The sequence below is a fragment of the Saccharopolyspora kobensis genome, from assembly GCF_900108315.1.
GTDB classification, from domain to species: Bacteria; Actinomycetota; Actinomycetes; order Mycobacteriales; family Pseudonocardiaceae; genus Saccharopolyspora; species Saccharopolyspora kobensis.
Map to the genome: position 1 here is coordinate 339,536 of NZ_FNVB01000010.1, position 21,030 is coordinate 360,565.

29 protein-coding genes are annotated in these 21,030 nt (G+C 67.9%); all 29 read right to left on the reverse strand.

Annotation, left to right across the window (positions count from 1 at the left end):
• Positions 1–266 precede the first annotated feature (266 nt).
• On the reverse strand, positions 267–1,058 hold the full coding sequence (gene map, locus C4T78_RS30925) for a type I methionyl aminopeptidase (RefSeq protein ID WP_093352258.1): 792 nt from the start codon (positions 1,056–1,058) through the stop codon (positions 267–269).
• Between the two features lie 45 nt (positions 1,059–1,103).
• Positions 1,104–1,658 (reverse strand): adenylate kinase, encoded by a 555-nt coding sequence (locus tag C4T78_RS30930; protein ID WP_093352256.1) that lies wholly within the window; start codon positions 1,656–1,658, stop codon positions 1,104–1,106.
• Positions 1,659–1,831: 173 nt separating this feature from the next.
• Positions 1,832–3,142 carry a preprotein translocase subunit SecY gene (secY, locus tag C4T78_RS30935; RefSeq protein WP_093352253.1) on the reverse strand — a complete coding sequence of 437 codons (1,311 nt, stop codon included), beginning with the start codon at positions 3,140–3,142 and terminating at the stop codon, positions 1,832–1,834.
• A 362-nt stretch (positions 3,143–3,504) separates the two neighbouring features.
• Positions 3,505–3,954 (reverse strand): 50S ribosomal protein L15, encoded by a 450-nt coding sequence (rplO, locus tag C4T78_RS30940; RefSeq protein WP_093155202.1) that lies wholly within the window; start codon positions 3,952–3,954, stop codon positions 3,505–3,507.
• A 1-nt stretch (position 3,955) separates the two neighbouring features.
• A complete protein-coding gene (gene rpmD / locus C4T78_RS30945; protein ID WP_010315387.1) occupies positions 3,956–4,138 on the reverse strand; it encodes a 50S ribosomal protein L30 in 183 nt (60 codons plus the stop codon).
• A 5-nt stretch (positions 4,139–4,143) separates the two neighbouring features.
• On the reverse strand, positions 4,144–4,755 hold the full coding sequence (gene rpsE / locus C4T78_RS30950) for a 30S ribosomal protein S5 (protein WP_093155204.1): 612 nt from the start codon (positions 4,753–4,755) through the stop codon (positions 4,144–4,146).
• Positions 4,756–4,790: 35 nt separating this feature from the next.
• Entirely contained in the window at positions 4,791–5,192 is a 402-nt protein-coding gene (gene rplR / locus C4T78_RS30955; RefSeq protein WP_235863516.1) for a 50S ribosomal protein L18, read from the reverse strand.
• A gap of 2 nt (positions 5,193–5,194) precedes the next feature.
• A complete protein-coding gene (gene rplF / locus C4T78_RS30960; RefSeq protein WP_093155207.1) occupies positions 5,195–5,734 on the reverse strand; it encodes a 50S ribosomal protein L6 in 540 nt (179 codons plus the stop codon).
• A gap of 16 nt (positions 5,735–5,750) precedes the next feature.
• A complete protein-coding gene (gene rpsH / locus C4T78_RS30965) occupies positions 5,751–6,149 on the reverse strand; it encodes a 30S ribosomal protein S8 (RefSeq protein WP_010315396.1) in 399 nt (132 codons plus the stop codon).
• A gap of 436 nt (positions 6,150–6,585) precedes the next feature.
• Positions 6,586–6,771: a type Z 30S ribosomal protein S14 gene (locus C4T78_RS30970; protein WP_093155208.1), complete on the reverse strand. Its 186-nt coding sequence runs from the start codon at positions 6,769–6,771 to the stop codon at positions 6,586–6,588.
• 3 nt (positions 6,772–6,774) lie between these two features.
• Positions 6,775–7,338 carry a 50S ribosomal protein L5 gene (gene rplE, locus C4T78_RS30975; RefSeq protein ID WP_093155210.1) on the reverse strand — a complete coding sequence of 188 codons (564 nt, stop codon included), beginning with the start codon at positions 7,336–7,338 and terminating at the stop codon, positions 6,775–6,777.
• 2 nt (positions 7,339–7,340) lie between these two features.
• Positions 7,341–7,655: a 50S ribosomal protein L24 gene (rplX, locus tag C4T78_RS30980; protein WP_093155211.1), complete on the reverse strand. Its 315-nt coding sequence runs from the start codon at positions 7,653–7,655 to the stop codon at positions 7,341–7,343.
• The gene (gene rplN, locus C4T78_RS30985; RefSeq protein ID WP_093155213.1) at positions 7,655–8,023 is read right to left on the reverse strand and encodes a 50S ribosomal protein L14; all 369 of its coding nucleotides are present in this window, start codon (positions 8,021–8,023) and stop codon (positions 7,655–7,657) included. Before rplN ends, rplX begins: the two co-directional genes overlap by 1 nt.
• A gap of 153 nt (positions 8,024–8,176) precedes the next feature.
• A complete protein-coding gene (rpsQ, locus tag C4T78_RS30990) occupies positions 8,177–8,455 on the reverse strand; it encodes a 30S ribosomal protein S17 (RefSeq protein WP_093155214.1) in 279 nt (92 codons plus the stop codon).
• Positions 8,452–8,694: a 50S ribosomal protein L29 gene (rpmC, locus tag C4T78_RS30995; protein WP_093155216.1), complete on the reverse strand. Its 243-nt coding sequence runs from the start codon at positions 8,692–8,694 to the stop codon at positions 8,452–8,454. The genes rpsQ and rpmC overlap by 4 nt, the downstream gene beginning before the upstream one ends.
• The gene (gene rplP / locus C4T78_RS31000; RefSeq protein WP_093155217.1) at positions 8,694–9,113 is read right to left on the reverse strand and encodes a 50S ribosomal protein L16; all 420 of its coding nucleotides are present in this window, start codon (positions 9,111–9,113) and stop codon (positions 8,694–8,696) included. Before rplP ends, rpmC begins: the two co-directional genes overlap by 1 nt.
• Before the next feature lie 3 nt (positions 9,114–9,116).
• Positions 9,117–9,950, reverse strand: a complete 834-nt coding sequence (gene rpsC, locus C4T78_RS31005; protein WP_093352251.1) for a 30S ribosomal protein S3 — start codon at positions 9,948–9,950, stop codon at positions 9,117–9,119.
• A complete protein-coding gene (rplV, locus tag C4T78_RS31010; RefSeq protein WP_177242009.1) occupies positions 9,950–10,366 on the reverse strand; it encodes a 50S ribosomal protein L22 in 417 nt (138 codons plus the stop codon). The genes rpsC and rplV overlap by 1 nt, the downstream gene beginning before the upstream one ends.
• Before the next feature lie 43 nt (positions 10,367–10,409).
• Complete coding sequence (gene rpsS / locus C4T78_RS31015) at positions 10,410–10,691, reverse strand: 30S ribosomal protein S19 (RefSeq protein ID WP_093155222.1); 282 nt, start codon at positions 10,689–10,691, stop codon at positions 10,410–10,412.
• 18 nt (positions 10,692–10,709) lie between these two features.
• The gene (gene rplB, locus C4T78_RS31020; RefSeq protein WP_093352248.1) at positions 10,710–11,543 is read right to left on the reverse strand and encodes a 50S ribosomal protein L2; all 834 of its coding nucleotides are present in this window, start codon (positions 11,541–11,543) and stop codon (positions 10,710–10,712) included.
• Between the two features lie 29 nt (positions 11,544–11,572).
• A complete protein-coding gene (rplW, locus tag C4T78_RS31025) occupies positions 11,573–11,872 on the reverse strand; it encodes a 50S ribosomal protein L23 (RefSeq protein ID WP_093352246.1) in 300 nt (99 codons plus the stop codon).
• Positions 11,869–12,552 carry a 50S ribosomal protein L4 gene (gene rplD, locus C4T78_RS31030; protein ID WP_093155226.1) on the reverse strand — a complete coding sequence of 228 codons (684 nt, stop codon included), beginning with the start codon at positions 12,550–12,552 and terminating at the stop codon, positions 11,869–11,871. The genes rplW and rplD overlap by 4 nt, the downstream gene beginning before the upstream one ends.
• Positions 12,552–13,202 carry a 50S ribosomal protein L3 gene (rplC, locus tag C4T78_RS31035; protein ID WP_093155228.1) on the reverse strand — a complete coding sequence of 217 codons (651 nt, stop codon included), beginning with the start codon at positions 13,200–13,202 and terminating at the stop codon, positions 12,552–12,554. Before rplC ends, rplD begins: the two co-directional genes overlap by 1 nt.
• A gap of 33 nt (positions 13,203–13,235) precedes the next feature.
• Positions 13,236–13,541, reverse strand: a complete 306-nt coding sequence (rpsJ, locus tag C4T78_RS31040; RefSeq protein WP_009948626.1) for a 30S ribosomal protein S10 — start codon at positions 13,539–13,541, stop codon at positions 13,236–13,238.
• 512 nt (positions 13,542–14,053) lie between these two features.
• On the reverse strand, positions 14,054–15,247 hold the full coding sequence (tuf, locus tag C4T78_RS31045; protein ID WP_093155229.1) for an elongation factor Tu: 1,194 nt from the start codon (positions 15,245–15,247) through the stop codon (positions 14,054–14,056).
• A gap of 199 nt (positions 15,248–15,446) precedes the next feature.
• Positions 15,447–17,549 carry an elongation factor G gene (gene fusA, locus C4T78_RS31050; protein ID WP_093352243.1) on the reverse strand — a complete coding sequence of 701 codons (2,103 nt, stop codon included), beginning with the start codon at positions 17,547–17,549 and terminating at the stop codon, positions 15,447–15,449.
• Positions 17,550–17,626: 77 nt separating this feature from the next.
• Positions 17,627–18,097: a 30S ribosomal protein S7 gene (gene rpsG / locus C4T78_RS31055; protein ID WP_093155232.1), complete on the reverse strand. Its 471-nt coding sequence runs from the start codon at positions 18,095–18,097 to the stop codon at positions 17,627–17,629.
• The gene (gene rpsL, locus C4T78_RS31060; protein ID WP_093155402.1) at positions 18,097–18,471 is read right to left on the reverse strand and encodes a 30S ribosomal protein S12; all 375 of its coding nucleotides are present in this window, start codon (positions 18,469–18,471) and stop codon (positions 18,097–18,099) included. The genes rpsG and rpsL overlap by 1 nt, the downstream gene beginning before the upstream one ends.
• A gap of 475 nt (positions 18,472–18,946) precedes the next feature.
• Positions 18,947–20,761 (reverse strand): caspase, EACC1-associated type, encoded by a 1,815-nt coding sequence (locus C4T78_RS31065; RefSeq protein WP_093352241.1) that lies wholly within the window; start codon positions 20,759–20,761, stop codon positions 18,947–18,949.
• Between the last annotated feature and the right edge of the window lie 269 nt (positions 20,762–21,030).

The following is a 21,030-nucleotide window of genomic DNA, read 5'->3' on the forward strand; positions in this document are numbered from 1 at the left end:
GCGACCGACGGCTCCCCGATTCCAACGGCCGGATGACCGGAGCCGCGACGTCCAGCGGACCGCGCCTGGGAGGCGTCGCATGCGCCGAAGGCGCATAACCCGCCCCCGCAACTCGCACCGCCGCGGGTTCTCAGAGGCCGCCTGGCGAGGACAGCCCGTTCGCCGTGTATCGGACATACACAAGAACGGGATCCCGCAGCCAGGCGGCCTCTGAGGTTCCGCTGCTCGCACCGCCACGCAGAACGAGCCTGGAAAACCTGGTTCGGTCAGTTCTCGGGAGCGGTGAGGACCCAGGGGCCGTCGTCGGTGATCGCCACCGTGTGCTCCCAGTGCGCTGCGCGGGAGCGGTCGGCCGTCACCACGGTCCACTCGTCGTCGAGTTCCTCGGTCTCGGCCGTGCCGAGGGTGAGCATCGGCTCCACCGCGATCGCCATCCCGACGCGCAACTTCGGGCCGCGGCCTGGCTTGCCGAGGTTCGGCAGGAACGGCTCCATGTGCATCTGGGTGCCGATGCCGTGCCCGCCGTACTCGGCGATGATCCCGTACTCCCGGCCGTCGGCCTTCGCCGCGGCCCGCGCCGCGGTCTCCACCGCGTGGGAGATGTCGGTCAGCTTGTTGCCCGCCCGGACCTGCTCGATCCCGGCCCACATCGACGCCTCGGTGGCGGCCGACAGCGCGCGGTCGGCCTCCCCGACCTCGCCGATCGCCAGCGTGACCGCGGAGTCGCCGTGCCAGCCGTCCAGGATCGCGCCGCAGTCCACCGAGAGCAGGTCGCCCTCGGACAGGACCTCGTCGCGCGACGGGATCCCGTGCACGACCTTCTCGTTCAGCGAGGCGCAGATCGACGCCGGGAAGCCGTGGTAGCCCTTGAAGGAGGGCACCGCACCCGCATCGCGGATCGTCTGCTCGGCGAGCTCGTCCAGCTCACCGGTGCTCGCCCCGGCCTTGGCCTGCGCGGTCACCGCGGCCAGCGTGCGGGCGACGACGAGTCCCGCCGCGCGCATCGCCTCGATCTCGCCACGAGACTTGAGCTCGATGCCCTTCCCCCGACGCAACAACGCACTCACCTTCACAAAGAGTCTTCGGACCGGCTTCGACCCGGTTCAGCTGCGGTCGCGGAGCGCTTCCAGGGCGCGAGCGGTGATCTCCTCGATCGAGCCCACCGCGTCGATCTTGATGATCCGGTCCTGGTAGTAGTCGAGCAGCGGCTCGGTCTCCGACCGGTAGACCGCCAGCCGACGGCGGATGACGTCCTCGGTGTCGTCCGAGCGGCCGCGCGCCAGCATGCGCTTGACCAGCTCCTCCTCCGGCACGTCGAACTGCAGCACGGCGGTCAGCTCGGTCTCGTCCGCGGCGAGCATGTCGCGCAGCACCTCGGCCTGCGCGGTGTTGCGCGGGTAGCCGTCGAGCAGGAAGCCCTTCGCGGCGTCCTCGTCGCCCAGGCGGTCGCGCACCATCTCGTTGGTGACCTCGTCGGGCACCAGCTCGCCGGCGTCCATGTAGCTCTTGGCCTTCTGGCCGAGCGGGGTCTCGTTGCCGATGTTGGCGCGGAACAGATCTCCGGTGGAGATGTGCGGAACGCCGAGCTGCTCGCTCAGCACCGCGGCCTGGGTGCCCTTGCCCGCACCGGGCGGGCCCACGAGAACCAATCGCACCAAGGGTCTGCCTCCGAATCAATCCGATCGCACGCCAACTCCTGACGAGCGCTGTGCGGCGCCCACCTGCATGCGAGCGACCGCTGCTCCACTCCGCGCACGGGCCGGCACGGCACCGGGCCATGCCGGAAACTGCGGTTTCCGGGCACGACAAAGTCGTGCCCGGACCGCACAGCTTACCGGAGGAATCCCTCGTACTTGCGCTGCGTGAGCTGGCTCTCGATTTGCTTCACGGTGTCCAGACCGACGTTGACCATGATCAGCACCGCGGTGCCGCCGAACGGGAAGTTCTGGTTCTGGCCGCTACCGGTGATGCCGAGGAAGAAGTTCGGCAGGATCGCGATGATGCCCAGGTACAGCGCACCGGGCAGGGTGATCCGGGAGAGCACGAAGTTCAGGTACTCGGCGGTCGGCCGACCCGGGCGGATGCCCGGGATGAAGCCGCCGAACTTCTTCATGTCGTCCGCGCGCTCTTCGGGGTTGAACGTGATCGACACGTAGAAGTACGCGAAGAAGACGATCAGCGCCATGTACAGCAGGATGTGCACCCAGCTGGACGGATCGACGATGTAGGTCTGGATGAAGCGCGCCCACCAGCTGTCCTGGTTGCCGGCCAGCTGACCGATCAGCTGCGGCAGGTACAGCAGCGAGGAACCGAAGATGACCGGGATGACGCCCGCCTGGTTCACCTTCAGCGGCAGGTAGGTGGAGGTGCCGCCGTACATCCGGCGGCCGATCATGCGCTTGGCGTACTGCACCGGGATCCGGCGCTGGGCCTGCTCGATGAAGACCACGGTGCCGATGATCACGACCGCGAAGCAGCAGACCACCGCGAACACCAGGCCGCCGTGCGACTGCAGGATCGCGCCGCCCTCGGCCGGGATGCGGGCCGCGATGGAGACGAAGATCAGCAGCGACATGCCGTTGCCGATGCCGCGCTCGGTGATCAGCTCGCCCATCCACATCAGGACGGCCGCACCGGCGGTCATCACGACCACGATGGTGATCAGGTTCAGCACCGAGTCGTCCGGGATCGGCGAGACCGAGCAGCCCTGGAACAGCTGGCCGCGCACGGCGAGCGCCACCACGCCGGTGCCCTGCAGGATCGCCAGCGCGATCGTCAGGTACCGGGTGTACTGGGTCAGCTTCGCCTGGCCGGACTGGCCTTCCTTCTTCAGCTGCTCGAAGCGCGGGATGACCACCTGCAGCAGCTGGACGATGATGCTCGCGGTGATGTAGGGCATGATGCCCAGCGACAGCACCGAGAGTTGCAGCAGCGCACCACCGCTGAAGAGGTTGAGCAGGGAGTAGACGCTCTGCGAGCCGCTGCCCTCGATCTGCTCGATGCACTGCTGGATGTTCGGGTACGACACCCCCGGCGACGGGATCGTGGCGCCGAGTCGGTAGAGCACCACCATGCCGAGGGTGAACAGGATCTTGCGGCGCAGGTCCGGCGTCGCCAGAGCCGAGCGGAAGGCGCCGAGCACGCGAACCTCCTGTACGCGAGCCGGTCGAAACCGGCCGGGGAAAGATGCGGCAATTTCCGCAGCACCCGTTCATCACGGCACTGCCGGGGCGACTCTAGCAGGCCTGAGCCCTGCCACGTTCGGCGACCGAAGCCTCACACGTGATCACTGCGTCCGCCCACGGCGAACATCGCCGCCGGACACCCCGCGAATGGGGGAAATCCATGTGCCCCAACGGGTTCCGATGCCGCGCGGAAACGCGCGAAGGGCGTCTCTCCCCCGGTCCGCCCGGGAAAAAGACACCCTTCACACATCACCTGTTCGGGAAAAACGGTGAGGGCCGGTCGACTTCTCGCCGACCGGCCCTCATCGTCGTTGCCAGCTCAGCGGTCCAGCTTGGTGGCCGAGCCGCCCGCAGCGGTGATCTTCTCCTGGGCGCTGCCGGTGAACGCGTGCGCGGTCACGTCCAGCTTGATGCCCTCGAGGTCCCCGTCGCCGAGGATCTTCACCAGCTCGTTCTTCTTGACCAGGCCCTTGGCGACCAGCTCGGCGATGCCGACGGTGCCGCCCTCCGGGAACGCCTCGGCCAGCCGCGCCACGTTCACACCCTGGTACTCGGTGCGGAAGCGGTTCTTGAAGCCGCGGAGCTTCGGGAGCCGCATGTGGATCGGCATCTGCCCGCCCTCGAAGCGCGGGGAGACGTTCTTGCGGGCCTTGGTGCCCTTGGTACCGCGGCCGGCGGTCTTGCCCTTGGAACCCTCACCGCGACCGACGCGGATCTTGTCCCGCTTGGCACCCGGGGCCGGACGCAGGTCGTGCAGTTTGATGACCATGTCAGTCGACCTCCTCGACCGTCACCAGGTGACGGACGGCATTGATCATGCCGCGCACGTTCGAGTCATCCGGACGCACGACGGACTGACGGATCTTGCGCAGCCCGAGGGAGCGCATGGTGTCGCGCTGGTTCTGCTTGGTGCCGACCAGACCACGCACCTGGGTGATCTTCAGCTGTGCCATGTCGATCAGACCCCCTGCTGCGCAGCACGGGCACGCAGGATGAACGCCGGAGCGACGTCCTCGAGCGGCAGGCCACGGCGAGCCGCGACCTCCTCCGGCCGCTGCAGCTGCTTCAGCGCGTCGACCGTGGCGTGCACGATGTTGATCGGGTTGTCACTGCCCAGCGACTTGCTCAGCACGTCGTGGATGCCGGCGCACTCCAGCACCGCGCGCACCGGGCCACCGGCGATGACACCGGTACCGGCGCTGGCCGGACGCAGCAGCACGACGCCGGCCGCCTCCTCACCCTGCACCGGGTGCGTGATGGTGCCGCCCAGGCGCGGGACGCGGAAGAAGTTCTTCTTCGCCTCCTCGACGCCCTTGGCGATGGCCGCCGGAACTTCCTTGGCCTTGCCGTAGCCGACACCGACCATGCCGTCACCGTCGCCGACGACGACCAGCGCGGTGAAGCTGAAGCGCCGACCACCCTTGACGACCTTCGCGACGCGGTTGATGGTCACGACGCGTTCGAACTGCGGGGTCTTCTCTTGGGCCGCCCCGCCACGGCCGCCGTCGCGGCGGTCCCGGCGGTCCTTGCCGCCGGACTCCCCGCCCTCACGCCGAGTGCGTCCAGGCATCAGGCGTCCCTTCCGTTCTCGTTCTTACCCACTTGTCAGAACTCCAGTCCGCCGTCACGCGCGGCGTCCGCCAGCGCGGCGACCCGACCGTGGTAGTCGTTGCCGCCGCGGTCGAAGACGACCTTCTCCACGCCGGCTTCCTTGGCCCGGGCTGCGACCAGTTCGCCGACCTTGGTGGCCTTGGCCTTCTTGTCGCCCTCGAGCGCGCGGACGTCGGCCTCCAGGCTGGTCGCCGACGCCAGGGTGTGCCCCTTGGTGTCGTCGATGACCTGGGCAACGATGTGGCGCAGCGACCGGGTCACGACCAGGCGCGGGCGCTCGGCGGTGCCGAGGATCTTCTTGCGGATGCGCGTGTGCCGCTTGGCGCGGGCAAGCCGACGCTTGGTCGAGATGTCCTTGCCCACCGGCTTGCGCTTGGTAGCTGTCGTCTCGCTCATGGTCACTTACCCGTCTTCCCGACCTTGCGGCGGATGTTCTCACCTGCGTAGCGGACACCCTTGCCCTTGTACGGGTCCGGCTTGCGCAGCTTGCGAATCCTGGCCGCGATCTCGCCGACCAGCTGCTTGTCGATGCCCTTGACCGAAATCTTGGTCGGGCCGTCGACCGCGAACTGGATGCCCTGCGGCGGTTCGATCACGATGGGGTGGCTGTAGCCGAGGGAGAACTCGAGGTTCGATCCCTTCAGCAGCACGCGGTAACCGACGCCGTGGATCTCCAGGCCCTTTTCGTAGCCCTGGCTGACCCCGATGACCATGTTGTTCACCAGGGTCCGGGTGAGCCCGTGCAGCGACCGGCTCTCCCGCTCGTCGTTCGGGCGCTTGACCAGAATCGCGCCATCCTCGTCCCGCTCGACGACGATGGGTTCCGCGACCTGGTGCTCAAGCGTGCCCTTGGGGCCCTTCACCGTCACCGACTGGCCGTCGATGGTCACCTCGACGCCGGAGGGGACGGTGATCGGCAGCTTTCCGATGCGCGACATTGCCGCTCCTCCTCCCTTACCAGACGTAGGCGAGGACTTCCCCGCCCACGCCCTTCTTCATGGCCTGCCGGTCGGTCAGCAGACCGCCGGAGGTCGAGATGATGGCGACGCCCAGGCCACCCAGCACCTTGGGCAGGTTGGTGGACTTGGCGTAGACCCGCAGACCGGGCTTGGAGACCCGGCGCAGGCCCGCGATGCTCCGCTCGCGGTTCGGGCCGTACTTGAGCTCGACAACGAGCTGCTTGCAGTTCTCGCCCTCTTCGACGCGAGAACCGGACACGTAGCCCTCGCGCTTGAGGATCTCGGCGATGTTCGCCTTCAGCTTGGAGTGCGGCATCACGACCTCGTCGTGGTATGCCGAGTTTCCGTTGCGCAGACGCGTCAGCATGTCTGCGATCGGATCGGTCATCGTCATGACCTGCTCAACCTTTCTCGTCTGGTTCCGATGGACCCCGACCGGACACCGCCTGCGAGGCGGCGCGTCTGGATCCTGGCCTGGACGAAGTTCTGGGTCTCCGACCGCGGTGGTCGGCCCCTTGTCATTTCGCGTGCAAGCACGGCTCACGCCGCGGAGCGTGGGCATCAGCCCTGGTAACGCCTGCTGAGGGTACCGGTACCCGGCATCCCCGCAGCAGGCGACCCTGAAAGAACCAGGTCGTCGTGTCAAGCGGCGAAGCCGCTTTCCACCACCTGCGCAGCTCGCACCGCCGCGGGTTCTCAGACGCTTTCCTCGCGAGGACAGCCCCTCCGCCGTGTATCGGACATACATCAGGAGGGGCTCCCGCAGTCGAGGAAGCGTCTGAGGTTCCGCTGCCGACACCGCCACGCAAATCGACCCGAAACCTCTTAGTTCACCAGGAAGACTTGCTCACACCGGGCAGCTCGCCGGCGTGCGCCATCTCGCGGAAGCACACGCGGCACAGGCCGAACTTGCGGAACACCGCGCGCGGACGCCCGCAGCGCTGGCAGCGGGTGTAGCCGCGAACGCCGAACTTCGGCTTCTTCGAAGCCTTGATAACCAGCGCCTTCTTGGCCATCGCTCAGTTCTCCTTGAACGGGAAGCCCAGGTGCTTCAGCAGCGCCCGGCCCTCCTCATTGTTGGTGGCCGTGGTAACGACGGTGATGTCCATGCCGCGCGGACGGTCGATGCTGTCCGGGTCGATCTCGTGGAACATCGACTGCTCGTTCAGGCCGAACGTGTAGTTGCCCCGGCCGTCGAACTGCTTCGGCGACAGCCCGCGGAAGTCGCGGATACGCGGCAGCGCGATGGTGACCAGGCGGTCCAGGAACTCCCACATGCGGTCGCCGCGCAGGGTCGCCCGCGCGCCGATCGGCATGCCCTCGCGCAGCTTGAACTGCGCGATGGACTTGCGGGCCCGCCGGATCTCCGGCTTCTGACCGGTGATGATCGTCAGGTCGCGGACCGCGCCCTCGATCAGCTTGCTGTCCCGAGCGGCGTCGCCAACACCCATGTTGACCACGACCTTGACCACGCCCGGCGTCTGCATCACGTTGGAGTAGTTGAACTCCTCGTTCAGCGCCTGGCGGATCTCCTCGCGGTAACGGGTCTTGAGCCGCGGGACGATCTTCTCAGCGGTAGTCATGATCAGATGTCCTTACCGTTACGACGAGAGATGCGAACCTTCTTGCCGTCCTCACCGATGCGGTAGCCGACTCGGGTGGGCTTGCCGTCGGAGTCCACGACCATCACGTTGCTCACGTGGATCGGCGCTTCCTGGGTGACGATGCCGCCGGACTGCGCGCCACGCTCGGTCCGCGAGACCTTGGTGTGCTTCTTGATCCGGTTGACACCCTCGACCAGAACTCGCTGCTCCTGCGGCATGGCCTTGATGACCTTGCCCTTGGCGCCCTTGTCCTTGCCGGAGATGACGACGACCGTGTCGCCCTTCTTGACCTTCATCACAAGACCTCCGGCGCGAGCGAGATGATCTTCATGAACTTCTTGTCGCGCAGTTCGCGGGCCACCGGCCCGAAGATGCGGGTACCGCGGGGCTCGCCGCCCGGCTTCACCAGCACCGCAGCGTTCTCGTCGAACCGGATGTACGAACCGTCCGGACGACGGCGTTCCTTCTTCTGCCGGACGATGACGGCCTTGACCACATCGCCCTTCTTCACGTTGGCACCGGGGATGGCTTCCTTGACGGTCGCCACGATGATGTCCCCGAGGCCCGCGTAGCGGCGACCCGACCCACCGAGGACACGGATCGTGAGGATCTCCTTGGCCCCGGTGTTGTCGGCGACGCGCAGTCGCGACTCCTGCTGGATCACGTCTTTCTCCTGACCCTAAGTACTCGGGCTCGGTTGCCCGAGCACACTCTGGCGCGCCAAATTGCCGACCTGACGCGCGCGGTCAACTTCCGGCACGAAGCCCGGCCGGCCACTGGGTTTCCCCGGCGGCCGACCGGGCCGCGAACCTTCGTCTTACTTGGCCTTCTCCAGGATCTCGACCAGGCGCCAGCGCTTGCTGGCCGACAGCGGCCGAGTCTCCATCAGCAGCACGCGGTCGCCGACACCGGCCGAGTTGGCCTCGTCGTGCGCCTTGACCTTGCTGGTCTGCCGCATGACCTTGCCGTAGAGCGCGTGCTTCTTGCGGTCTTCGAGGGAGACCACGATCGTCTTGTCCATCTTGTCCGAGACGACGTAGCCCTCGCGCACCTTGCGGCGGTTGCGCTCCACGCCCTGTCCTTCTTTCTCGCTCATGCCGCGCCCTCCTCAGCGCCTTCGGGGGAAACCGTCAGGCCCAATTCGCGCTCGCGCATGATCGTGTAGATCCGGGCGATGTCCTGCCGGACCGTGCGCAGCCGCCGGTTGTTGCTCAGCTGACCGGTGGCCATCTGGAAGCGAAGGTTGAACAGCTCCTCCTTCGCCTCCTTCAGCCGCTGGACGAGCTCCTCCTCGTTGAGTTCGCGGAGCTCGGAAGCGGTGACACCCGCTGCCATCAGAAGTCACCACCCTCGCGGGACACGATCTTGCACTTCATCGGGAGCTTGTGCGCCGCACGGGTCAGCGCCTCGACCGCCGTCTTCTCGTTCGGGAAGGTCAGCTCGAACATGATGCGTCCGGGCTTGACGTTGGCGACCCAGGACTCCGGCGAACCCTTACCGGAACCCTGACGGGTTTCGGCGGGCTTCTTGGTCAGCGGGCGGTCCGGGAAGATGTTGATCCACACCTTGCCGCCACGCTTGACGTGCCGGGTGATCGCGATACGGGCCGACTCGATCTGGCGGTTGGTCACGTACCCGTGCTCGATCGCCTGAATGCCGTACTCACCGAAGCTGATCTTCGTGCCACCCTTGGCGAAGCCCTTGCGCTTCGGTGCGTGGCTCTTGCGCCACTTCACCCTGCGTGGGACGAGCACTTCTCAGCCCTCCGTCTTCTCTTCAGCCGCCGGAGCCTGCTGCTGCTCGCCCTCCGCGGCCTTGTCGGCCTTGGCGGACTTGTCAGCCGCGCCGCGGTCCGCACCGGCACCCCGGCGACGACCGCCGCGGTCGGAACGGCCACCGCGCTCACCGCGGTCGCCGCCGCGCGGCGGACGAACCTCGGACTGCTCCTGCTTCTGCTTCAGGCCACCGACCAGCTCGCCCTTGTAGATCCACACCTTGACGCCGATGCGCCCGAAGGTGGTGCGGGCCTCGAAGAAGCCGTAGTCGATGTCCGCGCGCAGCGTGTGCAGCGGAACCCGGCCCTCGCGGTAGAACTCCGAGCGGGACATCTCCGCGCCGCCCAGACGACCGCCGCACTGCACCCGGATGCCCTTGACCTGCGGCGAGCGCATGGCCGACTGGATGGCCTTGCGCATCGCGCGCCGGAAGGACACGCGGTTGGACAGCTGCTCGGCCACGCCCTGCGCGACCAGCTGCGCGTCCGCCTCGGGGTTCTTGACCTCGAGGATGTTGAGCTGGACCTGCTTGCCGGTCAGCTTCTCCAGCGCACCGCGGATGCGGTCCGCCTCAGCACCACGACGGCCGATGACGATGCCCGGCCGAGCGGTGTGGATGTCCACGCGGACCCGCTCGCGGGTGCGCTCGATCTCGACCTTGGAGATCCCAGCGCGCTCCATGCCGCGAGACAGCTGCCGGCGGATCTTGACGTCCTCCGCCACGTACTCCGAGTACTGCTTGTCGGCGTACCAGCGGGACTTCCAGTCCGTGGTGATGCCGAGTCGGAAGCCGTGCGGGTTGATCTTCTGACCCACTACCGGGCACTCCCCTTCTGGCTCTTTCGGGACTTCGCCGCCGCCTTCGGCCGGGACTCGACCTCGACCGTGATGTGGCTGGTCCGCTTGCGGATCCGGTACGCGCGACCCTGCGCACGCGGCTGGAACCGCTTCAGCGTCGGCCCCTCGTCCACGTACGCGTGGCGCACGACCAGCGTCTCCGGGTCGAGGGAGAGGTTGTTCTCCGCGTTGGCGATCGCGCTGGCGAGCACCTTCGACACCGGACCGCTGGCGGTCTGCGGCGCGAACTGGAGCACGGCCAGGGCATCGGCGGCACTCCGGCCCTTGATGAGCTCGACCACGCGGCGCGCCTTCATCGGCGACACGCGGACGAACCGGGCCCGCGCCACTGCGTGCGGGAACTCCGCAGCAGTGGAGTCGGTACGGGCTGTCATCCTGCTACCCCTTGCTCTTACTCGTTCGTGTCACAGACCCGCCTCAGCGGCGGCGCGACTTCCGGTCTTCCTTGACGTGGCCCTTGAAGGTTCGGGTCGGGGCGAACTCGCCCAGCTTGTGCCCGACCATCGCCTCGGTGACGAACACCGGGACGTGCTTGCGGCCATCGTGCACCGCGAAGGTGTGCCCCAGCATGTCCGGAATGATCGTGGACCGGCGGGACCAGGTCTTGATCACGGTCTTCTTGCCCGACTCGTTCAGCGCGTCCACCTTCTTGAGCAGGTGGTCGTCCACGAACGGGCCCTTCTTCAGGCTGCGTGGCATGTTTGCTTACCTCCCTGCTCAGCGCTTCTTGCCGGTACGGCGGCGGCGGACGATGAGCTTGTCACTGGGCTTGCGGCGGCGGGTGCGACCCTCCGGCTTGCCCTTCGGGTTGACCGGGTGGCGACCACCGGAGGTCTTGCCCTCACCACCACCGTGCGGGTGGTCCACCGGGTTCATGACCACACCGCGGACGGTCGGGCGCTTGCCCTTCCACCGCATGCGGCCGGCCTTGCCCCAGTTGATGTTGGCGTGCTCCGAGTTGCCGACCTCGCCAACGGTGGCCCGGCAGCGCGCGTCCACGTTGCGGATCTCGCCCGAAGGCATCCGCAGCTGGGCGTACGGACCGTCCTTGGCCACCAGCTGCACCCGGGCACCGGCCGAGCGAGCGATCTTCGCACCCTGTCCGGGGCGGAGCTCGATCGCGTGGATCACGGTGCCGGTCGGGATGTTGCGCAGCGGCAGGTTGTTGCCCGGCTTGATGTCGGCCCGCGGACCGCTCTCGATCGCGTCGCCCTGCTTGATGTTGTTCGGCGCGATGATGTAGCGCTTCTCGCCATCTGCGTAGTGCAGGAGCGCGATGCGAGCGCTGCGGTTCGGGTCGTACTCGATGTGCGCGACCTTGGCCGGCACACCGTCCTTGTCGTTGCGGCGGAAGTCGATCAGGCGGTAGGCCCGCTTGTGGCCGCCGCCCTTGTGCCGCGTGGTGATCTTGCCCTGAGCGTTGCGGCCCGCCTTGCGGTTCAGCGGCCGCACCAACGACTTCTCCGGCTCCGACCGGGTGATCTCGGCGAAGTCGGACACGCTCGAGCCACGACGTCCCGGCGTCGTCGGCTTGTACTTGCGAATGCCCATGGTTAACGCAACCTCGTCCTAATCAGCCCTCAGGCGGCCGGTCCGCCGAAGATCTCGATCGGCTTGCTCTCCGGCGAGAGCGTGACGATCGCCCGCTTGGTGTTCTTGCGCTTGCCGAAGCCGGTCCGGCTCCGCTTGCGCTTGCCCTCGCGGTTGATCGTGTTGACGCTGGTGACCTTGACGTCGAAGATCTTCTCGACCGCGATCTTGATGGCGGTCTTGTTCGAGCGGGGGTCCACCAGGAAGGTGTACTGGCCCTGCTCGAGCAGCGCGTAGCTCTTCTCCGAGATCACCGGCGCAAGGATGATGTCTCGCGGGTCGGCGCTCACTGCTGTGCCTCCTCTGCGGAAGACGCGGCGGCCTTGACCGACCGGCCCTTGACCGGGCCAGCGACGAAGCGCTCGAACGCGGCCTTGGTGAACACGACGTCGTCGCTGTTCAGCACGTCGTAGGTGTTCAGCTGGCCGGGGTCGATCAGGTGCACGTTCTGCAGGTTCCGCAGGCTCAACCAGGAGTTCTCCTCCTCGTTGCGGTTGAGCACGACCAGAACCTTCTTGGCCTCGGTCCAGGTCCGCAGCGCGGTCTTGGCCGACTTGGTGGACGGCTGCTCGCCGCCGACCACACCGGTCACCACGTGCAGCTGGCCGGCGCGGACCCGGTCGGAGAGGGCACCGCGCAGGGCGGCGACCTTCATCTTCTTCGGGGTCCGCTGGGAGTAGTCACGCGGCTGCGGGCCGTGGACGACGCCGCCACCGGTGAACTGCGGGGCGCGGATCGAGCCCTGGCGGGCGTTGCCGGTGCCCTTCTGGCGGTACGGCTTCTTGCCGCCGCCGGACACCTGACCGCGCGTCTTCGTGGCGTGGGTGCCCTGGCGCGCGGCGGCCAGCTGGGCCACCACGACCTGGTGCATCAGCGCCACGTTGGCCTGCACGTCGAAGATCTCGGCGGGCAGTTCGACGGTGCCGTCGGTCTTACCGTCCGGGGTACGGACATCGAGCGTCAGGCTCATCACGCACCACCCTTCGCAGGACTCTTAACCAGGACCAGTCCGCCCTTGGGGCCGGGGACTGCGCCCTTGATCAGCAGCAGGCCGGTCTCGGCCTCCACCTTGTGGACGGTCAGGTTCTGGGTGGTGACGCGGTCCCGGCCCATGCGACCGGCCATCCGCATGCCCTTGAACACGCGACCGGGGGTGGCGCAGCCACCGATGGAACCGGGCTTGCGGTGCACCGCCTGGGTACCGTGGCTCGCGCCCTGGCTGCGGAAGCCGTGACGCTTGATGGTGCCCGCGAAGCCCTTGCCCTTGCTGGTGCCGACGACGTCGACCACGGCGCCCGACTCGAAGAGGTCGGCGCTGATCTCCTGGCCCAGCTCGTACTCACCGGCATCCGCGGTGCGCAGCTCGACGATGTGGCGGCGCGGGGTGACACCGGCCTTGGTGAAGTGGCCGCCTCGCGGCTTGTTCACCTTGCGCGGGTCGATGGCGCCGAACGCCAGCTGCACGGCCGAGTAGCCGTCCTTCTCAGGGGTCCGGATCTGGGTGACCACGTTCGGCCCGGCCTGCACGACGGTCACCGGGACGACCCGGTTCTTGTCGTCGAAGACCTGGGTCATGCCGAGCTTGGTGCCCAGAATCCCCTTGATCTGCCTGTCAGACATAGGTCTCGTTCTCTCCAGCTACCTCGTCGCCGCTTACTGGATGTTCACGTCGACGCTGGCCGGCAGGTCGATGCGCATCAGCGCGTCAACCGTCTTCGGCGTCGGTTCGAGGATGTCGATGAGCCGCTTGTGCGTCCGCATCTCGAAGTGCTCCCGCGAGTCCTTGTACTTGTGCGGGGAGCGGATGACGCAGTAGACGTTCTTCTCCGTGGGCAGCGGCACCGGCCCAACGACCCGAGCGCCGGTGCGCGTCACGGTCTCGACGATCTTGCGCGCAGACGCGTCGATCGCCTCGTGGTCGTAGGCCTTGAGCCGGATGCGGATCTTCTGTCCCGCCATAGTGGCTTGCCGTTCCTCTAGTCTCGTGCCGCGGTTTGGTCTTGGGTGCGGGTGCACCGCACCCGGTGCCCCACGCGGCCTCAGCCTGGTGTGGTCCCCGATCCGGGAGCCGCCACAGCTCTCAGTCCGCCCCTGTTCAGGTATCTGGTGCCCGGTACACGCGGTCGGGCGTGTCGCCCGGCTACCGCACACCGGTCCCCTCGAACGTCGCCGATGGGGTGGGCCTTGCGGCCCGTACACCTTCTAGCGCCCCGTTCGGTCCGCCTACCGGGAACCGGTGGCATCAGCACCGCCAGAGAGCGGTCCTGAACCGGAACAAGGGCCCGAGGCCCTCGCAGCAAGGCGGCCGGACCTTCGAAGTGCTTCGAATTTCCAGCCGCCCTGAACGAGCAACCCATACAGGATGACACACCCGCTGTGCCAGCCAAAATCGGGGGTGCGTTTAGGCGACCGAGGTCACCCGCAACGCAGAGGACCCGCCTCCGCCGGAGCGGAAGCGGGTCCTCGCCACGTCACTTGTGGATCTTGGTGACGCGACCGGCACCGACGGTGCGGCCACCCTCGCGGATGGCGAAGCGCAGACCCTCGTCCATCGCGATGGGCTGGATCAGCTGCACCGACATCGCGGTGTCGTCGCCCGGCATGACCATCTCGGTGCCCTCGGGGAGGGTCACCACACCGGTCACGTCGGTGGTCCGGAAGTAGAACTGCGGACGGTAGTTGTTGAAGAACGGCGTGTGCCGCCCGCCCTCGTCCTTGGACAGGATGTAGACCTGCGCGTCGAACTCGGTGTGCGGGGTGGTGGTGCCGGGCTTCACGACGACCATGCCGCGCTCGACCTCTTCGCGCTTGATGCCGCGGATCAGCAGACCCACGTTGTCGCCCGCCTGGCCCTGGTCGAGCAGCTTGCGGAACATCTCAACGCCGGTGACGGTGGTCTTCAGCGGCTTCTCCTTGATGCCGACGAGCTCCACCTCCTCGTTGACGTTGATGACGCCGCGCTCGATGCGGCCGGTGACCACGGTGCCGCGGCCGGTGATGGAGAAGACGTCCTCGATCGGCATCAGGAACGGCTTCTCGACCTCGCGCACCGGGTCCGGCACGTTCTCGTCGACCGCGTCCATCAGCTCAACGATCTTGGCGCCCCACTCGGCGTCGCCCTCCAGCGCCTTCAGCGCGGAAACGCGGATCACCGGCACGTCGTCGCCCGGGAACTCCTGGGCGGACAGCAGCTCGCGGACCTCCATCTCGACGAGCTCGAGGATCTCCTCGTCGTCGACCATGTCGGACTTGTTCAGCGCGACCAGGATGTAGGGCACGCCGACCTGGCGGGCCAGCAGCACGTGCTCGCGGGTCTGCGGCATCGGGCCGTCGGTCGCCGCCACCACCAGGATCGCGCCGTCCATCTGCGCGGCACCGGTGATCATGTTCTTCACGTAGTCGGCGTGACCCGGAGCGTCGACGTGAGCGTAGTGACGCTTCTCCGTCTGGTACTCGACGTGCGCGATCTGAATGGTGATACCGCGCTCGCGCTCCTCCGGCGCCTTGTCGATCTCGTCGAACGGCGTGAAGGGGTTCAGGTCCGGGTACTTGTCGTGCAGAACCTTGGTGATGGCTGCGGTGAGCGTGGTCTTGCCGTGGTCAACGTGACCGATGGTCCCGATGTTGACGTGCGGCTTGTCCCTCTCGAACTTCGCCTTCGCCACTGGATTGTCCTCCTGGACTTGTTAACTTTCCGCCGTACGACTTGGTGTGCCAGGCGGAGTCCTGTCGGGTAGGTGACGTGCGGACCGCTGTCCTCGCGGATCACGGTCCGCACGCCGCCGAACTGGAGGGGATTGCTCCCCGGTCGCCTTCGCGAGGCGTCGCCGTTGCCCGGTCCCGCTCAGCGGGCCGGGCAGCGGGTCACTCGCCCGTTGCCTTGGCGATGATCTCCTTAGCCACGTTCGAAGGAACCTCGGCGTAGGAGTCGAACACCATCGAGTAGTTGGCACGACCCTGGGTCTTGGACCGCAGGTCGCCGACATACCCGAACATCTCCGACAGCGGCACGAGGGCCTTGACGACGCGGGTACCGCTGCGCTCCTCCATGGCCTGGATCTGGCCACGGCGGGAGTTCAGGTCGCCGATGACATCGCCCATGTAGTCCTCGGGCGTGGTCACCTCGACCGCCATCATCGGTTCGAGCAGCGCGGGAGACGCCTTGGCGGCGGCTTCCTTGAGCGCCATCGAACCCGCGACCTTGAAGGCCATTTCCGAGGAGTCGACCTCGTGGTACTGGCCGTCGAGCAAGGTCACCTTCACGCCGACCAGCGGGTAGCCGGCCAGCACGCCGTACTGCATCGCGTCCTGCGCACCCTGGTCGACCGACGGGATGTACTCCCGCGGGACCCGACCACCCGTGACCTTGTTCGCGAACTCGTAGGTCGGGGCGTCGGAGGTCTGCTCGATCGGGTCGACGGCGATGATCACGCGCGCGAACTGACCGGAACCACCGGTCTGCTTCTTGTGCGTGTACTCGTGCTTCTCGATCGACTTGCGAATCGTCTCGCGGTAGGCCACCTGCGGCTTACCGATGTTCGCCTCGACCTTGAAGTCGGTCTTCATCCGGTTGACCAGCACCTCGAGGTGGAGCTCGCCCATGCCCTTGATGATGGTCTGACCGGTTTCCTCGTCCAGCTTGACCTGGAACGTGGGGTCTTCCTCGGCGAGCTTCTGGATCGCCGTGGAGAGCTTCTCCTGGTCGGCCTTCGTCTTGGGCTCGATGGCCACCTCGATGACCGGCGCCGGGAAGGTCATCGACTCCAGCACGATCGGGTTCGCCGGGTCGCACAGGGTGTCACCGGTGGTCGTGTCCTTGAGACCGATCACCGCGTAGATGTGACCCGCCTGGATCTCCTCGACCGGGTTCTCCTTGTTGGAGTGCATCTGGAACATCTTCCCGATGCGCTCCTTCTTGCCCTTGGTCGAGTTGATGACCTGGGCACCGGAGGCGGCCTTGCCGGAGTAGACGCGGACGTAGGTCAGCTTGCCGAAGAACGGGTGAACCGCGATCTTCGAGACCAGCGCGGCGAACGGCTCGTCGACGCTCGGCTTGCGCTCCGCCGGGGTCTCGCCGTCCTGCAGGGTGCCCTGCACCGGCGGGACGTCCAGCGGCGACGGCAGGTAGTCCACCACCGCGTCGAGCATGGGCTGCACGCCCTTGTTCTTGAACGCGGTGCCGCACAGGACCGGGAAGGCCTCGCGGCTGTTGGTGAGCTTGCGGATGCCGGCCTTGATCTGCTCCTCGGACAGCTCCTCGCCGCCGAAGTAGGCCTCCATCAGCGACTCGTCGGTCTCCGCGACGGCCTCGATCAGCTTCTCGCGGTACTCGGCGGCCTTGTCGGCGAGGTCGGCCGGGATGTCCTCGACCGCGTAGTCCTCACCCTTCTGGACCTCGCCGCGCCAGGTCAGCGCCTTCATGCGGACCAGGTCGACGACGCCCTGGAAGTCGGACTCGGCGCCGATCGGCAGCTGCAGGACCAGCGGCTTGGCGTTGAGGCGCTCCTCGATCGTCTTGACCGTGAAGTAGAAGTCCGCACCCAGCTTGTCCATCTTGTTGACGAAGCAGATGCGCGGGACCTCGTACTTGTCCGCCTGGCGCCAGACCTGCTCGGACTGCGGCTCGACACCTTCCTTGCCGTCGAACACCGCGACCGCACCGTCCAGCACGCGCAGCGAGCGCTCCACCTCGACGGTGAAGTCGACGTGCCCGGGGGTGTCGATGATGTTGATCTGAGTGTCGCCCCAGAAGGTGGTGGTAGCAGCCGAGGTGATGGTGATACCCCGCTTCTGCTCCTCCTCCATCCAGTCCATCGTCGCGGCGCCGTCGTGCACCTCGCCGATCTTGTACGTGATCCCGGTGTAGAACAGGATCCGCTCGGTCGTGGTGGTCTTGCCCGCATCGATGTGGGCCATGATGCCGATGTTGCGGACCTTGGTCAGGTCAGTCAGCACGTCGCGTGCCACGAGTTTCTTCCCCGTTCCCTACAGCAGGTGCAAGCTGTTGAATCGGTGGGCCAAGGTGGGCAAGAGCCGACCCGACGTCACCAGCGGTAGTGCGCGAAGGCCTTGTTGGACTCCGCCATCTTGTGCGTGTCTTCGCGCTTCTTGACGCTCGCACCGAGACCGTTGCTCGCGTCCAGCAGCTCGTTCATCAGGCGCTCGACCATGGTCTTCTCGCGGCGCGCCCGCGAGTAGCTGACCAGCCAGCGCAGCGCGAGGGTCGTGGAACGACCGGCACGCACCTCGATCGGCACCTGGTAGGTCGCGCCACCGACGCGGCGGCTGCGGACCTCCAGGGTCGGCTTCACGTTGTCCAGGGCGCGCTTGAGCGTGACGACCGGGTCGGTGCCGGTCTTCTCCCGGCAGCCTTCCAGCGCCGCGTAGACGATCCGCTCGGCCAGCGAACGCTTGCCGTCGACCAGGACCTTGTTGACCAGCTGCGTGACCAGCGGCGACCCGTAGACGGGGTCGGCGTGCAGCGGCCGCTTCGGGGCCGGACCCTTGCGGGGCATCAGCTCTTCTCCTTCTTCGCACCGTACTTGCTGCGAGACTGCTTGCGGTTCTTCACACCCTGGGTGTCAGCGGAACCGCGGAGGATCTTGTAGCGCACACCGGGCAGGTCCTTCACACGGCCGCCACGAACGAGCACGATCGAGTGCTCCTGCAGGTTGTGACCCTCACCGGGGATGTAGGCCGTGACCTCGATGCCGCTGCTCAGCTTGACACGGGCGACCTTGCGCAGGGCCGAGTTGGGCTTCTTGGGGGTGGTGGTGTACACGCGGGTGCACACGCCACGCCGCTGCGGGCTCCCCTTGAGCGCCGCGGTCTTGGTCTTCGCGACCTTGTCCTGGCGGCCCTTACGGACCAGCTGCTGGATGGTGGGCATGGACCGGCTTTCTGTCAGCGTTCGCGTCTTCTGGTACTCGACCAAGCGGCCGCTCGTTCGAGCTTCGGCGTGCCCTGGCGTCGAGCACCTGTCAGGCACTGTGTTTCGGGACTCCCCCCGCACCACGAGGTCGGGCGTGTCGCCCGCTCCTCGGCCTTTGCGGCGCTGCTGCGCCCCGATGGGAACGACCCCGGAGGGTTGTCGAGAGGAGTTCCACACATCCTCGGCGCTGGCGCGGTCACCCGGAAAAGGGGACCACGTCATGCACGGGCATGCGGATCGACCCGATGGGTGTCGGGTCCGATAAACAAAGATACCTGCCCCGTTCTCAGAGGGTCAAAACGGGGTCCCCCTTGACCTGCTCGATCACCCGGCGCTGCCACCGCGCCACCTCGGTGCGAGCCCGCGTCTGCGTAGTGGGAGCCACTCTACCCACTCCGCCAAGGCCTTCCCGGCAGGCGAGATGGATCACAGCTCACGGCGCGGGCACCGGCCACAGCCGCACCGCGCGGTCGGTGCTCGCGGTGGCGAGCAGGCGGCCGTCGGCGCTGAACTCGATCAGCCTGATCGCTCCGGTGCGGCCGGTGAGGGTGCTCACCACCCGCCGCTGCCGGACGTCCCAGATCTGCACCTCGCCCTCGCCGGTAGAGGCGGCCAGCGTTGCGTCGTCGGACGGATCGAGCGCCACGTCACCGGCGCCCGCCACGCTGCCCGACGGCAGCAGCGGTCGGTCGGCCCGTCCCCCGTCGGCCCAGATCCGGACGCCGCCGCGCTCGTCGGCGAGCACCAGCGAACCCGCGCGGTCGAAGGCGATCACCTCGGCGCCGCCGATGACCGCGACCGGCGCGCGGCTGGGGACCTCCCACACCCGCACCCCGGATTCGCAGCTGGCGACCAGCAGGCGGGCGTCCGCGCCGAACGCGGGCGAGGAGCACCGCTGGCCCGGCTCGACGGTGGTGATCTCGCGCTGCTCCCGGACGTCCCAGACGCGGACCTGCCCGTCGGCGCCCGTGCTCGCCAGCAGGCGGCCGTCGGAGCTGAACGCCACACCCGTGATGTGCGCCCCGTGGCCGGCCAGCACGCCGACCTGCCGCCGCCCGGCCACGTCGTAGAGCCGCACGACGTCCTCCCAGGTGCCGGTGGCCAGCAGCGAACCGTCCGGGCTGAACTGCACGGCCTGCACCAGGTCCTGGTCCGTGAACTCCGCCACCCGGCGGCCGGAGCGCGCGTCCCACAGCTGGACCTGGCCGCCCTGGTCCGCGCCCCCGGTCCGCCCGCTCGCGGTGGCGACGAGCGCGCCGTCCGGGCTGATCGAGACGTCGCCGACGTCACTGGTGTGCTGCAGCACGACGGGCTGCGGCGGGTCGCCTTCCGGTGCCGCGAACCTGTCCCGCAGCTGCGGCCCGGCGATCGCGGCGGCGGTGCCGATGACCACGACCGCGAGCAGCCCGGCCCAGATCGGCCACCGCGATCGCCGGGCGATCGGCTCCGGGACCTCGTCGGGCGCCGGCCGGTTCGGGTTGTTCGCGATGCGTAGCTCGCCCGGGATCCGGCTGTGGAGCGTGGGTTGCCGGTGACCGGGCCCGCCGCGCAGCCGCTCGAAGACGTACTGGTAGAGCTCGCCGACGCCGACCGCACCGTCCCGGTCGCGGTCCGCGTCACCGGTGCGCAGTCCCTCGATCAGCTGACGGGTGAAAAGCGATGGTGCGATCGCGCCGCCGTCGGTTTCGGCGGAGTGCTGCAGCGCGGTGGAGGCGGTCATCACCGCGTAGCCGCGCGACTCGTCGTCGGCGAAGGCATTGGCCGCGCCGCCGCCCCGCAGCAGCTGCTCCTTGATGTTGGCGTGGCGGTCGGCCGCCCGGACCAGGTAACCGCGCGGGAATGCGCCCGAGAAGCAGCAGTCCAGCCACACCACCACGGCGCGCGACCGGCTGCCGGCCATCCGGTCGTGCAGGAAGGTCACCGGGATCGCGGTGGAGCTCAGGCGGTCCGGCCGGGAGTTGGTCATCGCCAGGTAGAGGCGGCCGTCGTCGTCCTTGACGCCGTGGCCGGAAACGTAGAGCAGCACCAGGTCGTCGGGGCCCGCGTCGGCGTAGAGGTCCTCGACGGCCAGCATCGCGTCCTGGTGCGCCGGATCGCGCAGGAGCTCGACCTGGTACCCGCCGATCGACGGATCGGCCAGCACCCGCCGCAGGCCGGTGACATCGGTCTCCGGCGCCCGCAGCCGGTCGAACCCGGCGTCGGCGTAGGTGCTCGTCGCGATGAGCAACGCCCTGCGCGCCCCGGCCATGCGGCCTCCCGCCGTTCCCGCTCGAGATCGCACAGCAGCGTACTCGGCGGGCACGACGGCGAAACCGGCTTTCCGCCGGAGTTCGCCGGATCAGACGCGGTGCTCACTGTCTTCGAAGCGGCGCAGCCGCTCGGCCAGCCCCGCAACTCGCACCGCCGCGGGTTCTCAGCGGTCGCCTGGCGAGGGCAGCCCGTTCGCCGTGCATCGGACGCTCCCGGAGTCCGGGCCGCCGCTCCGCCACCCGCACCGCGAGTTCGGCGGACCGTCCT